The following is a 15,232-nucleotide window of genomic DNA, read 5'->3' on the forward strand; positions in this document are numbered from 1 at the left end:
TATAGACAGAATGAACCAATAGATCAGAACATATTTTTGAATTTTATCAAGGGATTATAAATGAGTAGAATATTAACTAGCCATGTAGGTTCACTACCAAGAACTCAAGAAGTTGTTGACCATATTTTTTCAAAAGAAAATCAGCAGCAATATGATGAGAGCAAATTTGACAACTGCATGACAAGCAATGTTCTGGACACTGTGGGGAAGCAAAAACTTGCAGGTATAGACATCGTTAGCGATGGAGAGACATCAAAAATCTCATATGCAACCTATGTGAAAGATAGGTATACAGGCTTTTCAGGTGATAGCCCTCGTAACCCTCCTGAAGATTTGAAGCTTTTTCCAGGCTTTCTTAAACGGCTATCAGATGATGGTGGAACGCCGCAATATGCTAGGCCAATGTGCACTGGTGAGGTTAAGTCAAAAGGTCAGGGAGAATTGCAAAAAGACATCTCTAATTTAAAAGCAGCCATGGCCACAAATGGCATCGAAAGAGGCTTTATGAACGCTGCATCACCTGGCGTTATTTCTTTATTCTTACAAAATGACTATTACCCAACGAGGGGAGCTTATCTAGCAGCTCTTGCAGATGCTATGCAGGATGAGTACGAAACCATTGTCGCATCAGGATTAGATTTGCAGCTAGACTGCCCTGACTTGGCTCTTTCTAGGCATATGTTATTTAATCATTTGTCAGACTCAGAGTTTATAAAGATTGCAGAATCACATGTAGAAGCACTCAATCACGCGCTAAAGAATGTACCGGAAGAAAAAGTAAGAATCCATATTTGTTGGGGAAATTATGAAGGCCCTCACTGTTGTGATATTGATATGAACAAGGTGTTTGGAACTTTAATGAAAGCCAAAGCTAGATATACTTTGTTTGAAACGTCGAACCCACGTCATGCTCATGAATGGACAGTTTTTCGGGATCGTAAGAACGAAATACCGGACAACAAAATACTTGTTCCTGGTGTGGTGGATACAACTACAAATTTTATTGAACACCCTGAATTAGTTGCAGAGCGCATTCAAAAGTTTGTCGACATTGTTGGCACGGAAAGAGTGATTGCAGGCTCTGATTGTGGATTTGGTACCTTTGCTGGTTTTGGTGCAGTAGATCCAGACATTGCTTTTGCCAAATTAAAGTCACTGTCTGAGGGCGCTGCACTTGTAAGTAATCGAATCCGAGGCATCTAGTTTTAATATTTTCCCATAACCTGACTATTCTAGTAAATTCGACTAAGTTAAATAAAGAAAAATTGTGTCGTTCCCCACCCTACTAGTTGCTCCTAATAGTCAGGAAATAAGTGTAAGAATGCTCCATATTTCGCGGCCTCAACAGTAGATCTACACATTAACTAAAACCATGACGATATTGAATACGCCTAGGCCGCACCTAAACCATTAGTCACCTTGTAAACGTATTATTCTTCGCCATATAAGCCTACAATAGAAGGCAATGAGTGGTTCTGCTTGGCGAACGGGCAGTTAAATGGGAAGCGTGGACGAGATTACGGCAAACCGGTCTTGAGCCAACACTGCCCCCGCAACGGTGAATCGTTAGGCGATTTAGTCCGATACCAGCCCCTCAAAATATAATCAGAAACCTAGCCATGTACAGTTATGTGCCTTGGGTTTCACATAGGTCGTGCGGTGGGCGCGGTGGATACTTCTATGATCAAATCAAACTTCCCTTTTACCGCCGTTGTTGGCCAAACCCAAGTTAAGCTCGCCTTAACCTTGCTAGCTATTAATCCTGCGATTGGTGGTGTGCTTGTTAGTGGCCCCCGCGGAAGCGCCAAATCTACCTTGGCCCGCAGTTTGGCAGACCTCAATATTGCTAATCTAAGCCAATTGGTTACTCTACCCCTAGGTGCCAGCGAAGAAATGGTTACCGGCACTATAGACTTACAAAAAGTGCTCGGTGAACAAGAGGTTAAGTTTGCGCCTGGACTGCTAAGCAAAGCCCACAATGGCTTACTTTACGTTGATGAAGTGAACCTTTTACCCGACGCCTTAGTAGACTTACTACTAGACGCTGCCGCCAGCGGCGTGAACCACATAGAACGTGACGGCATTAGCCACCAGCATGAAGCCGAATTCACCTTGATGGGCACCATGAACCCAGATGAAGGTGAATTACGCCCACAGTTGCTAGATCGTTTTGGTTTTGGTGTGGCCCTTGATAACACTTACAGCGCCCATGAACGGGTGGAAATTGTGCGTCGTCGTCAAGACTTTGATGCTAATCCCGTAGCATTCTTGGCAGACTATGCCGACCAACAACAGGCTTTGCGCATAAATATTCAACAAGCCCAACTGCAGCTGACTTTAATCACAGCAAGTGACGAGATGCGCTGGCAAATAGCGGAACGCTGTGTGACAGCGCAGGTAGATGGGGTACGAGGGGATTTGGTTTGGCTGCGTGCTGCTCAAGCCCATGCCGCGCTTCAAAAAAGCGATACGGTGACCCTAGCAGATATTGATGCCGTTGAAGAATTGGTGTTGATGCATCGCCGTAACGATACTAACGCACCCAATTCACCTGACCATCAGTCACCCCAGAGCCCACCACCTTTCGAGCGCCCAAACGACAGCAAACCACAAACCACAAACCACAAGCTGGAACACGACTGGGGACAAATGGCCCCCACTAAACAAACCACCGGCCAGTTACGCGATATTACTAATGATAAGAGCAGCACCAAAACCACACCCAATTTAATCACCAGTGCTAGTAAAGGGTTACAGGGTCAAGGCAGAGGCAGAGCTACTAAGCAGTGGTCTAAACGTATTAATTGGTTTTCCAGCTTGATCGCTGGGCGCAATCAAACCGCTGGAATCAACCTACGCTACCGTCGCCAGCGAGGCGCTGATCCGGTCATGCACCTGGTACTGCTTGATACATCTGCATCAACCTTAAATGGTGATAGCCAGAGTCAGGCTAAAGGCTTGGTCGCTGGTATTGCTCAACACGCCTATTTGGCCCGCCAACAACTGGTGTTATTAGGTTTTGGTAATGACCAAGTATCCGAGCTATACAGCCAAGGCCGTGCACCGAAAGCCATGGTCCCACTACTTAACAATATCGGTGCAGGCGGTGGTACACCATTAAAACAAGCGCTTCAGCACGCCAGTGCCTTTGCAACTCGGTTGCTTAGACGTAACCCAGCTACACATATTATTAATACCATTATTACCGACGGCCGTGTGCAACAGGACTTATCTGGCCTGCACTTATTGGGACAATCTATTCTAGTAGACTCCGAACAAGGCCAAGTGAAGCGTGGCCGTGGTCAACAAATCGCACAAACCTTAAAAGCACAGTATTTAACCTTATCCCAAGCGAGATTTGTTTAATGAGTAAAACCCATGAAGAACGTATGACTGCTAAAAAAGCTGTCATTGATGCTCGAATTGCCAAAGCCACAGAGGAACGTGGTGTTACCATTTTGTTACGTGGCAACGGCAAGGGTAAAAGTAGTTCTGCCTTTGGCACCATGATGCGCAGCTTAGGCCATGGTAAAAAAGCGGCTGTAGTTCAGTTTGTAAAAGGTCGAGTTGAAACTGGCGAATATAAATTTTTTAGAAACTACCCAGACCTAGATTGGCACGTTATGGGGCACGGCTTTACTTGGGAAACCCAAGATAAGGCCAACGATATTGCCGCTGCAGAGCAGGCATGGGTAATCACCCAAGGCTTATTACAAGATCCTAGCATCGATATGCTTGTACTCGATGAAATGGCCTATGTGTTTAAGTACAACTACTTGCCGCTGGACCCAGTATTAGCGGCCTTGGCTAACCGGCCGCATCACCAAACGGTGATTATTACTGGCCGTGTAATGCCCGAAGCGTTAGTTGAATATGCCGACACTATTAGCACTGTAAAAGATGATGGCCATGCCTTCCGTATTGGTGTTAAGGCCCAAGCTGGTATTGAATTTTAATGACACAAATAACCCCAACAGAAGCCGTAGCACACTGCCCCGCGTTATTTTTAGCGGCACCAGCGTCCGGCCAAGGAAAAACCACCATTACCGCTGCCCTAGCTCGCTATCACCGTGATCTTGGTCGTAAAGTGAGGGTGTTTAAAATGGGCCCAGATTACCTAGACCCACAAATTCTAGAACAAGCGTCAGGCCAACCTGTAACTCAGTTAGATTTATGGATGGCAGGAGCAGAGTATTGCCGCCATCAGTTTTATTTAGCAGCTCAACAAGCCGACCTAATTTTGGTAGAGGGTGCTATGGGTTTGTTTGATGGAGAACCTTCCAGTGCAGATCTAGCAGCCACCTTTAACATTCCAGTGGCTTTAGTTATGGACGTTAAAGGCATGGCGCAAACGGCGGCAGCGGTAGCTTTAGGGTTAGCCAACTTTCGAGAGGATGTTGAATTTTGTGGGCTCATTGCCAACAATTGTGGCACAGAACGCCACGCTCAACTGATTCGTGATGCCCTTGATGGGCGCATGCCCTTACTGGCTAACCTAGCACGAGACCCAGAGGTATCCTTACCAGAGCGCCACTTAGGCTTAGTACAAGCCCATGAAGTGCGTGACGAGTTAGAACAAAGGTTCAACTTAGGTAAAGCATGGTTGGGTGAGCAAGCTATTTGTGACTTGCCAGCGCCAGTGGCTTTTGCCAGCCAAGACATTGCACCACCCAAAAAGCTTTTGGCGGGCACCAAGATTGGCATTGCCCGTGACGCCGCGTTTAGCTTTATTTATAGTGCCAACACACGTTTATTAGAAGCCATGGGGGCTGAATTAAGTTATTTCTCGCCTCTTAACGATAAGCACTTACCAGAAGCAGACGCCCTTTGGTTTGCAGGTGGGTATCCCGAGCTCCACGCCAAACAACTGGCAGAAAATAGCAGCATGTTAAAGGACGTTCGTGAGTTTAATGCCAATAAAAAACCTATTCTGGCCGAGTGTGGTGGATTTTTGTATTGCCTAGAAAACTTAACCGACCTCAATGATGTCACCTACACCATGACGGGCATTTTAGCAGGCCAAGGCGCAATGCGCGGTAAGCGTGGTTGCCAAGGCATGCAAGCTGCCATGTTGCCAGAAGGCGAAGTGCGTGCCCATGCTCACCACCGCTCTCGCAGCCAAAACACACCTGAGCCTATCGCCCATGGCAAGCGCCAGCGTCATCTGGCACCTGGAGAATCGATTTACCGTCAACAAGGTTTAACCGCAAGTTATTTACATTTATTCTTCCCGTCTAATCCGCAAGCTGTGGCTCAGTTGTTTACCAAACCGCTTATACCAAAGCAGCAATAAGGTTAATTTGAGTGATGTGGCCCGAATCTAGCGAACAACAGCAGCCCCTACGCACCGGTTTAACTACCGGTACTTGTGCTACGGCCTGTTGTTTAGCTGTGGGGCATTTATTGCTAGGGAATGTCCGAAAAACCAGTGTTAGCGTTACCTTGCCTAACAAAAAGTCTAAATCCAAAGATGCCAGCAAACATGTAGATTTGCAGCTCATAGCTTTGGCACAACGTGGATCAACTACGGCGTATGCTGAGACAGTTAAAGATGCGGGTGATGACCCAGATGCCACCCATGGTGCTACCATTTGGGTATCTGTAAGCCTTGTTGCGCAACAGGATATTACATTTATCGCCGGCGCTGGCGTTGGCACCGTCACCCGTTCCGGTTTACTTTTAGAGATAGGCCAAGCCGCCATTAACCCTGTGCCCCGGCAAATGATGAGTGAACACCTCAGGCACGTTGCCAAGTTGTACCAATACACTGGTGGTTTTGAAGTCACCATTGGAGTAGCTAACGGCGCAGAGATTGCTAAGAAAACCATGAATGGCCGTTTGGGTATTGTCGGTGGATTATCGATTCTAGGCACCAGTGGCATTGTACGCCCCTACTCGTGTAGTGCGTGGATAGCGTCCATTCATCAAGGGTTAGATGTTGCAGTAGCCAACGATTATGCTCATATTGCAGCCTCCACAGGCAACACCAGTGAAGCCTTTATTGGCAAATATTACGCTTTAAGTGACATGCAACTCATCGAAATGGGGGACTTTGCAGGTGCGGTTCTGAAACACCTTAAAAAGTCCCCTGTTAAACGTTTAAGCATTTGTGGTGGTTTTGGAAAAATCAGTAAACTGGCTGATGGCCATTTAGACTTACACAGTGGCAAATCTTCGATTAATTTACCGAATTTAGCGGATATTGCCTACAAATTAGGCGCAGATAGCCACTTAGTGATGTCTATTAAAGCATGCAACACCAGCCTAGAGGCTTTGGGTCTGTGCCAACAACAGGGCATTGATTTAGCCAATGCTGTGTGCCAAAACGCTCTAACATTTGCCCAAAAAACGGTGCCAAACACGGTGCAGCTAGAGATATTCGCCGTCAATAGACAAGGTCAGTTATTAGGCAGTGCTGTGGGGTGCGTTGCATGAAACTACTAATCTTAGGTGGCACTGCAGACGCTCGCCAATTAACTACAACCATGCACCAAATCCAGCCATGTTTGGAATTAGTCTACAGCGTAGCTGGTCTTGTGCGTCAACCGCAGGTGCCCGCTACGGTGGTGAGTGGTGGATTCAGCCAGTTTGGTGGATTAGGCGCTTACTGTAAAAATCAACACATTAACGGCATCGTCAATGCTACCCATCCGTTCAGCATCACCATGGGCAACCACGCTGAGCAGGCGTGTAACGAGGTAGGTATAGAGTATTGGCGTTTTTTGCGGCCCCAGTGGCAGCAAAAGGCAGGGGATGATTGGCGCTTGTTTGGCACCAGAACAGAACTACTGCGTGCCCTTTCTAGCTATCAGCGGACGTTACTAACCCTAGGTCAAATTGGCCCTGAAGACCTGGCGCTATTAAATTCAAACCAGCACGTTTGGTTGCGCACCGCAGTGCAACCTGCCCATGTTTTGCCAGCTAACGTAAGCTGGATTAAAGCCATAGGCCCGTTTAATGAAGCCTCTGAACTGGCTTTATTAAAACGACACCAGATTCAAGTAATCGCCAGTAAAAATAGTGGTGGCAGCTCTACTGAAGCAAAGCTAACTGCCGCACGCACACTTAACGTGCCCGTATTTATGTTACAGCGACCAGCCGTCACTGGGCCTGCAGAAGAACAATTTGATGTACTTATAGATCGTCTACAGGCATGGGCTCAAAAACCTATCAGGCCTGCAAATAAAGGAAACCACAATGAGTATTAAAAAACCTGCAATTTTATTTATTGGCCACAGCCACGATCATAAGCACTAGGCCTTGATGATATGAGCTTTGAATACCAGCCCAACCCCCACGCAATAGAGCAGGATAGCTTTCGCCAAATTCGCCAGTTAACGGATTTATCAGGCCTAAGTGATGACGCCCAACAAGTTGTCATGCGTGTGGTTCACAGTGTGGGCGACCCCTTAGTTGCGCAGCACATGCGCATAAGCACCAATGCGTGTGCAGCGGGCCGTAAAGCTTTGCATAATCACCAAGCCATCCTATGTGATGTGGAAATGGTGAAGCAGGGCATTACTAAGCGTATGATTCAAAACCCACCTTTGTGCTACCTCAATCATGAAGACACGACAGCCATTGCTCAACTGCGTGGGGAAACTCGTTCCATGGCTGCGTTAGACCTATGGGGTGACCAGCTTGCAGCTAGCGTTGTGGTCATTGGCAATGCACCTACGGCTTTATTCCGTTTATTAGAAATGATCAAAGCAGGTGTACCTAAGCCTGCGTTGATTGTAGGTATTCCAGTAGGTTTTGTGGGTGCTGCTGAATCCAAACAAGCGCTTTGGGATATTCATGAAGAGTTGGGAATCGAGTGTATTACACTGCTTGGACGTCAAGGGGGCAGTGCCGCTGCGTCTTCCGTGGTTAATGCTCTGTTACGCTGCAACATAGGCGAGCGCTACTAATGCCAAAAATCACTGTCGTTGGTTTAGGCATCGGCCAGCCGCCGTTGCTAAATTCCACAGCCCTTAAGGCTTTGCATTCGTGCGACTGTATTATGGGTTCACCTAGACAACTGGAGAGCATAGAACATATCCACGCTTTGCCAAACCAGAGCAATTTAAACCAAGTACGCCTGCCTTTGCCAAAGCTCAAGCAGATTGCCGATGACATTAAGGGTTTTGATCACGTCACAGTTCTCGCTTCAGGTGATCCACTTCTGTTTGGCATCGGTAAATATTTGCAGTCTCAGTTTAATGATCAGGTCACCTGTATCAGCGGTGTGTCTAGTTTACAGGGCGCTTGTGAATTAACTGGTCTGTCATTACAAGACGCCCAACTGGTGAGCCTGCATGGGCGCCCGTTAACTAATCTTAATCGCTACTTACAGCCTAATCGCAACCTGTTGATTCTTACTGATCAAAACAGTCATCCTCAAGCTATTGCTCAAGCTTTGGTGGCTGCCAATTTGGCATTATCAACAATACATGTATGTGAACGTTTAGGTTACGACGATCAAAACCAGCAGCAATTTATAGCAAAAGAATTAGCCACATCAAGCGCCAGCTTTGACGAACTCCACGTTACCGTAGTCCATACCCAAGGCGTGGGTAATGTGATGCCTAACTTCCCAGGCATTGCAGATGCCCACTTTGTTACTGATGGCGAGTCTGGCAAAGGACTACTCACCAAACGAGAAGTTCGGCTCAATATCCTCACGTTACTACAGCCCGCTCCCGAAGAAGCTGCTTGGGATATAGGTGCCGGTTGTGGCGGTGTAGCTATTGAATGGGCACTATGGAACGCCACAGGCCAGGTGTATGGTATTGAGCATCACGACCAACGTATCGCTTGCCTAAATGCTAACAGGGAAGCCTTTGGAGTAAGTACTAACTTACACATTATCCAAGGTAGAGCGCCCGATTGCCTTGCAGAACTACCTAATCCAGACAAGGTCTTTATTGGCGGCAGTGGCGGTGAACTCAGCGCCATATTACAACTTGCTTGGCAGCGACTTAAGCCCGGTGGACGCCTTGTAGCCAGCGCTGTAACAGAACCAAGCAAAGCCACATTGTGGGGATTTACTCAACACATTGACCAAGGGCCAGCAGATTATTTACAAGTGGCCATAAGCCGCCACGACATCATTGCTGGGCAAGATCTCTTGCGCCCTGCATTACCCGTTACCTTAATGTGCTGGCATAAAGCTCTAGAGGAATCGAAATAATGCATAACTTTCACGCCCAAGCTGGTGTATTTTATGGCGTAGGTGTTGGCCCAGGGGATCCTTTATTAATCACCTTAAAGGCCCACCACCTTATTCAATCTGCCGATGTAATTTGTTATTTAGCTAATCAAGTTGGCACTTCACAAGCCTGTGATATTGCGCACATTAGCATTGCTAGCCGCAACGAGCCTGCAACAGAAATAGCCATTCCTATGCCCATGAGCACAGATCGAACGGCTGCTAATGCTGCGTACGATTTGGGTGCCAAGAAAATTACCGAACAAATAAAAACGGGTAAGTCTGTAGTTTTTTTGTGTGAAGGTGACCCACTATTCTTTGGCTCTTTTAGTTACCTGCTTGAGCGCTTAAGTGATGCCCATGAGTGCTTTGTAGTGCCTGGGGTTTCCTCCGTAAACGGAGCAGCATCTGCCCTACAACAACCCCTTACTCTATTACAAGAATCCTTTGTGGTCATGAGCGGGCGCCACACCGATGCTCAATTAGAGCAGGCGCTTATTAGCCACGACAGTGTGGTGATTATGAAGGCTGGCCGAGCTAGACCCCGCATCCTTGCTATACTTGATAAAGCTGGACGCACGGCAGATGCCAATTACCTTGCCTATATTGGCCGTGAAAACGAAGAAATTTTAACCGATGTGGCACAATTAGCTAACCAAGCAGGCCCATACTTTTCGTTGTTTGTAGTGCTTAGGCAGGAGCGTAATTCGTGATCCGCATTTTTGCCTTAACAGATGCTGGAGCACGCCTAGGTGAACGTTTAAAAGTGCTGCTATTAGCTAAGGATTCAAATGCCTCAGTTTCATTTGAGCTTAAACCTCAGCCTTTTGCGGAGACCATCCAAGGGGCTTTTACACACGGCGAACGGCTTATTTTAATCTGTGCCACAGGTATTGCAGTACGTACTTTGACGCCAGTATTGTTAGATAAATACCGCGATCCTGCCGTGTTGGTGCTCGACGAACAAGGCCAGTTTGTCATTCCATTGTTATCTGGCCATGAAGGTGGCGCTAACGAATGGGGCCGCCAAGTAAGCGATCTGCTCAATGCACAGTTAGTCATGACGACTGCTCAGCCATACCTGCAGCCAGTTTATACCGTGGGTATGGGTTGTGAGCGCGGTTGCAGCCAAGAGCACTTGTTGGATTTTTTAAACCAATGCTTGTCCCAACAAGGCCTCACTATTAACGACATTGTCAGCATAAATAGCATTGACATTAAAGCCGATGAACAGGGCCTTATCGACTTGGCTCAAAGCCTTGGCAAAAGTTTTCAAACTTATTCCGCTCAGATTTTGGCCGCAGTAAATGACCAACTCATTAACCCTTCACAGTACGTATACGACACTGTAGGTGTGTATGGGGTGGCGGAATCTGCTGCGCTCTGGTCGGCTCAACAAGCCACCGGCAATGAAGCAGAGCTGCTACAAGCCAAACTAAAAACACCTAAAGCGACTTGTGCCATAGCCCGAGCTTTCCCGCCCGGCACTGGTTCAATTGGCGAACAAGATTAATCCTAAAACCTATTTAATAAGCACGAGATTAACATGAGCAAATTATTTATCGTCAGCACTGGCCCCGGTGATTCACAGTTAGTGGCACCTCGCGCTCATGCTGCTATTGCTGTCAGTACAGACCTAGTTGCATATGGCCTTTACCTAGACATTTTAGGTGATGTATGTGATGGCAAACAACATCATGACTTACCCCTAGGCGAAGAAATTGGTCGGGCACGTTTAGCGTTAAATTTGGCTGCCAGCGGCAAGACGACCTCACTCATCTCTAGTGGTGATATTGGCATTTATGCCATGGCGACCTTGGTATTTGAACTACTCGATATGCAGTTAGAGGGTAAAGAGAGTCACCCAGAATGGTTAGATGTAGAATTGGAAGTTATTCCGGGTATTTCTGCCATGCAAGCTGGTGCGAGCCGAGTAGGCGCTATGTTAGGCCATGACTTTTGCACTATTTCTTTGTCAGATTTACTCACACCTTGGGAAACCATTCTTAAGCGTATTGAGAAAGCTGGCGAAGGGGATTTTGTCGTGTCTTTCTACAACCCAGTATCTAAAAAGCGTGACTGGCAGCTCAACAAGGCCCGTGACATTTTATTGCAGCACCGCCCAGCTGCCACACCCGTATTAATTGGCCGGCAGCTCACGCGCCCAGACGAAAGCATCCATATTATTCGTTTGGGTGAATTAGATGCCAAAGACGTGGATATGTTCACCCTTGTCTCCGTTGGTAACAGCGAATCACGCCATATTGTTAATGGCACCAAAGAGTGGGTTTACACTCCACGTGGTTATAAAAAGAAACTTTAAGCAAAATCTATAAAAGCTTTAATTACAACTTTTGGCACAACACAGGACAAAATCATGACGGTATATTTTATTGGTTCAGGCCCAGGTGATCCAGAGCTAATGACCATCAAAGGTCAGCGCCTATTAGATGCGGCACCCGTGGTGCTTTTTGCAGGATCATTGATCCCAGATGAAAATATGGAGACGGCTCGTTCACGCGGCGCCCTAGTAATAGACACTGCCGCCTTAGCACTGGATGCTCAGGTAGAGCTAATGGCCAATGCACACGCCAAAGGCCAGCATGTGGCCCGCGTACACTCTGGGGACCCTTCTTTGTATGGTGCAACTGGCGAGCAAATGCGCCGCCTAGAAACATTGGATATTGATTACGAAATCATCCCAGGTGTAACCGCCTATTCTGCCTCGGCCGCATGGCTGGGCAAAGAGCTTACTTTGTCTGGCATTTCACAAACTGTCATTCTGACCCGCTACGAAGGCAAAACCCCCTTTCCAGAGCGTGAGCGTTTGCCAGCACTGGCCGCCACAGGTGCTACCTTAGCTATACACTTGGGCGTCACTCGTATTCACAAAATTGTGGAAGACCTACTACCTTTTTATGGAGAAGACTGCCCAGTAGCCGTGTGTTACCGCACCAGCTGGCCAGACCAAGACAAGGTGACAGGCACCCTAGGTAATATAGTAGCTAAAGTGCGCGCGAAGAAATTTACCCGCACCGCATTGATCCTAGTCGGCCATGTGTTAGACGCTGAAAACTTTGATGATTCATACCTATATGATGAAAACAAAGCCCATATTTACCGCAAGAAAGATCATAATAAAAAGGTAGGTTAATTAAAGAGCCTTCAAAAAACAGATCAACGGCCTCTTCGTGAAGTAAAAAACCTATGAAGGGGGTTTTTCGTTATTATATTTAACCCTATTGTTTCGTATGCAACGTTATGTCTAACCAGCCCTCCACAACAATGATACGTATTGGCATGGTTGAATTCATTTTCCTCATGGCATCATTGATGTCTGTGGTGGCTTTGTCCATCGACGCGGTGTTGCCTGCATTGGGTTTTATGGCGCAGGAATTTAGCGTCGGCGGAAGTGAAATTCAATTGGTCATCACCAGCCTGTTTGCTGGCTTTGCCATAGGCCAACTCATATATGGCCCTGTCTCTGATCGTGTAGGACGATTACCTGGAATTTACGTGGGTTTTGCCTTCTTTATACTGGGCTGTATATTGGCGATGTCTGCACAATCTTTAGAGATGGTGCTTATAGGCCGTTTTTTACAGGGTATAGGCGCATCTGGGCCACGCATTATGGTGTCGGCCATAGCGAGAGATTGTTTTAGCGGCCGGGCCATGGCGCGTATCATGTCTCTGTCTGGCGCAATATTTATGATAGTGCCCATTTGTGCACCTATGCTAGGGCAAGTATTGCTTTGGTTTGGGCCCTGGCAAACCATTTTTGCCATGTACATTATCTTGGCGGTGTTGTTGTGCATCTGGACTTGGCTGCGGCTTGACGAAACACTAACCCACGAAAAACGCCGCTCCATTCACCCTAAAGTGCTGTGGGAGGCATTTGTCCTTGTACTAAGCAACCGTATTGCGGCGGGGTATACTTTAGTCAGTGGTTTGGTATTTGGTGGTTTTTTGGGATATTTAAGCTCCAGCCAGTGGCTATTCCAGAAAATTTACGACGTGGGAGATGCCTTCCCTCTATATTTTGGCGCCTTGGTATTTCCTAACTTAATTTCTTCCTACCTCAACGCTAAACTGGTCATACGTTGGGGCATGTTTAGGCTGGTACAACTAACTAACGTATTGGTTTTCATGGGTTCTTTAGGTCTGTACCTGTATGCCCAGTTTTACGCTGGTGTACCACCACTAATGCACACAATGGCTTTTTTGTTTGTGATTTTTTCTGGCATTGGTTTTCAGTTTGGCAATCTCAACGCGTTGGCCATGGAACCTTTGGGTCAGGTAGCTGGGATGGGCGCTTCTGTAGTTGGTGCTGGATCAATGTTCATTTCCATTCCTATTGGGGGTTTGATTGGCATGTCGCTAGATACAAATATTTTCCCAGTGGCCTTGGGCATGGCTGTTTGCTCACTGCTTTCTATGTTGGTGATGCACTGGGTACGGTTTGGTTTTGGTAAGCCCAAAGCTGGCGGTGGTGTGTCTAGCTAGGCTCGAAAGCTCATTAGGACTCCTTAAATAAACCATTAACTGTATGATCCATAATACGTCCATTACGCTTCTCAGTATTGGTGACTATGCCTTTCAAGGTCATACCAAGACGTTGCGCCACGGCTCTACTAGGCAAATTATATTCGACTGAAGTGAGTTGAACTTTCTCCATATATAATTCATTAAATACTATGCTAATCAGATGCTTGCATACTTTCGTTATAATGCCATGGCCCTGTACTTACGCTCCTAACCAGCAGCCTATGTGTACTTGGATCATGAGAACTGCTCAAGCAGCTCTACCCACTTGAAAAAAGCGTCGCGTTATGGATAGTTTATGCCCAGAGAAGGCTGATTTTAGTGGCTTTTTGTGACAAAATGACGGCAATTTCCTACACCCTTTTAGCACCCAATTAAGCACAAGGTTATCCCATGCAACTGAAAAAAATCCCCGCTACTGTTGTCACCGGTTTTCTAGGCAGTGGCAAGACCACTTTATTGTCTAATGTATTGCGTCAGGTGTCTGGCGGTAAAGATCCTAAACGTATTGCCGTGATCGTTAACGAATTTGGCGAACTAGACATTGATGCTGATTTATTACGTAATTGCCCGTTAGATTGTGATGACGATGGCGAAACACCATCCAGCACTCAACAGGGCATTTACGAACTAGCCAACGGCTGCATTTGCTGCACCGTAGAAGAAGAGTTCTTGCCGGTAATGTTAGAATTAGTTAAGCGTCGTGATGACATTGACCACATTCTTATTGAAACCAGTGGCTTAGCGTTACCAAAGCCACTGGTACAAGCCTTTAACTGGCCAGAAATTAAGAAATACTTCACTGTTGATGCGGTCATCACCGTGATTGATGGCCCAGCTGTTGCTGCCGGCCGCTTTGCCCACGATACAGAACAGGTGCAAGCCCAACGTTTAGCCGATGAAAGCCTTAACCATGATCCTGATTTGGCCGAGTTACTTGATGACCAATTGAGTGCCGCAGACCTAGTCATCGTGTCCAAGAGCGATATTCTGTCTGACCAAGAGCGCAGCCAAGTAGAGCAGGTGATTGCCACTAAAGTACCCACCTCTGTGAAGACAGCTTACATTGGCCAAAAGGAAGACGGTACCAGTGATGCGTCTATCGAATTAGTAATGGGCTTAGAAGCTGCTGCAGAAGACCGTATTGAAGCTGTACACACTCACCACGATCATCACCATGACCATGGTGGCCATCACGAACATGCCCATGACCACTTTGACTCCTGCGTCATTCATTTAGGTGAAGTTGACGGTGAGCAATTACAGGTAGCGTTAGCGGAATTACTTTCTAACCAGCAAATATACCGCGCTAAAGGTTTTGCAGCCTTGCCTAACAAACCTATGCGTCAAGTGATTCAGGCCGTTGGTCAGCGCTTAGAAAGCCATTTTGACCGTTTGTGGACTACCGACGAAGCGCGCCGTACCTCCTTAGTGATGATCGGCAAACATTTACATGTTGACGAACTCACTAGCGCTCTAAAAGTCGCTGAGGTTTAACCA

At 46.9% G+C, this 15,232-nt stretch carries 15 protein-coding genes and 1 riboswitch; of the genes, 14 read left to right on the forward strand and 1 reads right to left on the reverse strand.

Annotation, left to right across the window (positions count from 1 at the left end; genetic code table 11):
- The first annotated feature begins 60 nt into the window (after positions 1–60).
- The 13 genes from ABXT70_RS13345 to ABXT70_RS13405 all read left to right on the forward strand — a co-directional run bounded on the left by ABXT70_RS13345 (position 61) and on the right by ABXT70_RS13405 (position 13,693).
- Positions 61–1,203: a cobalamin-independent methionine synthase II family protein gene (locus ABXT70_RS13345; protein WP_443640952.1), complete on the forward strand. Its 1,143-nt coding sequence runs from the start codon at positions 61–63 to the stop codon at positions 1,201–1,203.
- Positions 1,204–1,453: 250 nt separating this feature from the next.
- Positions 1,454–1,609: riboswitch (cobalamin riboswitch) on the forward strand.
- 71 nt (positions 1,610–1,680) lie between these two features.
- On the forward strand, positions 1,681–3,366 hold the full coding sequence (locus ABXT70_RS13350; protein WP_443640953.1) for an ATP-binding protein: 1,686 nt from the start codon (positions 1,681–1,683) through the stop codon (positions 3,364–3,366).
- The gene (cobO, locus tag ABXT70_RS13355) at positions 3,366–3,956 is read left to right on the forward strand and encodes a cob(I)yrinic acid a,c-diamide adenosyltransferase (protein WP_443640954.1); all 591 of its coding nucleotides are present in this window, start codon (positions 3,366–3,368) and stop codon (positions 3,954–3,956) included. Before ABXT70_RS13350 ends, cobO begins: the two co-directional genes overlap by 1 nt.
- Complete coding sequence (locus ABXT70_RS13360; protein ID WP_443640955.1) at positions 3,956–5,293, forward strand: cobyrinate a,c-diamide synthase; 1,338 nt, start codon at positions 3,956–3,958, stop codon at positions 5,291–5,293. The genes cobO and ABXT70_RS13360 overlap by 1 nt, the downstream gene beginning before the upstream one ends.
- Positions 5,294–5,307: 14 nt before the next feature.
- The gene (locus tag ABXT70_RS13365; RefSeq protein ID WP_443642524.1) at positions 5,308–6,435 is read left to right on the forward strand and encodes a cobalt-precorrin-5B (C(1))-methyltransferase; all 1,128 of its coding nucleotides are present in this window, start codon (positions 5,308–5,310) and stop codon (positions 6,433–6,435) included.
- The gene (locus ABXT70_RS13370) at positions 6,432–7,208 is read left to right on the forward strand and encodes a precorrin-6A/cobalt-precorrin-6A reductase (RefSeq protein ID WP_443640956.1); all 777 of its coding nucleotides are present in this window, start codon (positions 6,432–6,434) and stop codon (positions 7,206–7,208) included. Before ABXT70_RS13365 ends, ABXT70_RS13370 begins: the two co-directional genes overlap by 4 nt.
- Before the next feature lie 60 nt (positions 7,209–7,268).
- On the forward strand, positions 7,269–7,910 hold the full coding sequence (locus tag ABXT70_RS13375; protein ID WP_443640957.1) for a precorrin-8X methylmutase: 642 nt from the start codon (positions 7,269–7,271) through the stop codon (positions 7,908–7,910).
- Positions 7,910–9,172 carry a precorrin-6y C5,15-methyltransferase (decarboxylating) subunit CbiE gene (cbiE, locus tag ABXT70_RS13380; protein WP_443640958.1) on the forward strand — a complete coding sequence of 421 codons (1,263 nt, stop codon included), beginning with the start codon at positions 7,910–7,912 and terminating at the stop codon, positions 9,170–9,172. The genes ABXT70_RS13375 and cbiE overlap by 1 nt, the downstream gene beginning before the upstream one ends.
- The gene (gene cobI / locus ABXT70_RS13385) at positions 9,172–9,903 is read left to right on the forward strand and encodes a precorrin-2 C(20)-methyltransferase (protein ID WP_443640959.1); all 732 of its coding nucleotides are present in this window, start codon (positions 9,172–9,174) and stop codon (positions 9,901–9,903) included. The genes cbiE and cobI overlap by 1 nt, the downstream gene beginning before the upstream one ends.
- The gene (locus ABXT70_RS13390) at positions 9,900–10,703 is read left to right on the forward strand and encodes a cobalt-precorrin 5A hydrolase (protein ID WP_443640960.1); all 804 of its coding nucleotides are present in this window, start codon (positions 9,900–9,902) and stop codon (positions 10,701–10,703) included. The genes cobI and ABXT70_RS13390 overlap by 4 nt, the downstream gene beginning before the upstream one ends.
- Positions 10,704–10,736: 33 nt before the next feature.
- The gene (gene cobJ / locus ABXT70_RS13395) at positions 10,737–11,513 is read left to right on the forward strand and encodes a precorrin-3B C(17)-methyltransferase (RefSeq protein ID WP_443640961.1); all 777 of its coding nucleotides are present in this window, start codon (positions 10,737–10,739) and stop codon (positions 11,511–11,513) included.
- Positions 11,514–11,567: 54 nt separating this feature from the next.
- Positions 11,568–12,344 carry a precorrin-4 C(11)-methyltransferase gene (gene cobM / locus ABXT70_RS13400; protein WP_443640962.1) on the forward strand — a complete coding sequence of 259 codons (777 nt, stop codon included), beginning with the start codon at positions 11,568–11,570 and terminating at the stop codon, positions 12,342–12,344.
- A gap of 107 nt (positions 12,345–12,451) precedes the next feature.
- Positions 12,452–13,693 (forward strand): multidrug effflux MFS transporter, encoded by a 1,242-nt coding sequence (locus ABXT70_RS13405; protein ID WP_443640963.1) that lies wholly within the window; start codon positions 12,452–12,454, stop codon positions 13,691–13,693.
- Between the two features lie 13 nt (positions 13,694–13,706).
- On the opposite strand, the gene ABXT70_RS13410 is transcribed toward ABXT70_RS13405, so the two are convergent.
- Positions 13,707–13,919 (reverse strand): GNAT family N-acetyltransferase, encoded by a 213-nt coding sequence (locus ABXT70_RS13410; RefSeq protein ID WP_443642525.1) that lies wholly within the window; start codon positions 13,917–13,919, stop codon positions 13,707–13,709.
- A 206-nt stretch (positions 13,920–14,125) separates the two neighbouring features.
- Here ABXT70_RS13410 and cobW point away from each other — a divergent pair, with 206 nt between their 5' ends.
- On the forward strand, positions 14,126–15,229 hold the full coding sequence (gene cobW / locus ABXT70_RS13415; RefSeq protein ID WP_443640964.1) for a cobalamin biosynthesis protein CobW: 1,104 nt from the start codon (positions 14,126–14,128) through the stop codon (positions 15,227–15,229).
- Positions 15,230–15,232: the final 3 nt, after the last annotated feature.

Origin of the sequence: Candidatus Njordibacter sp. Uisw_039 (genome assembly GCF_047730075.1) — a bacterium.
Lineage (GTDB): Bacteria > Pseudomonadota > Gammaproteobacteria > Pseudomonadales > Balneatricaceae > Njordibacter.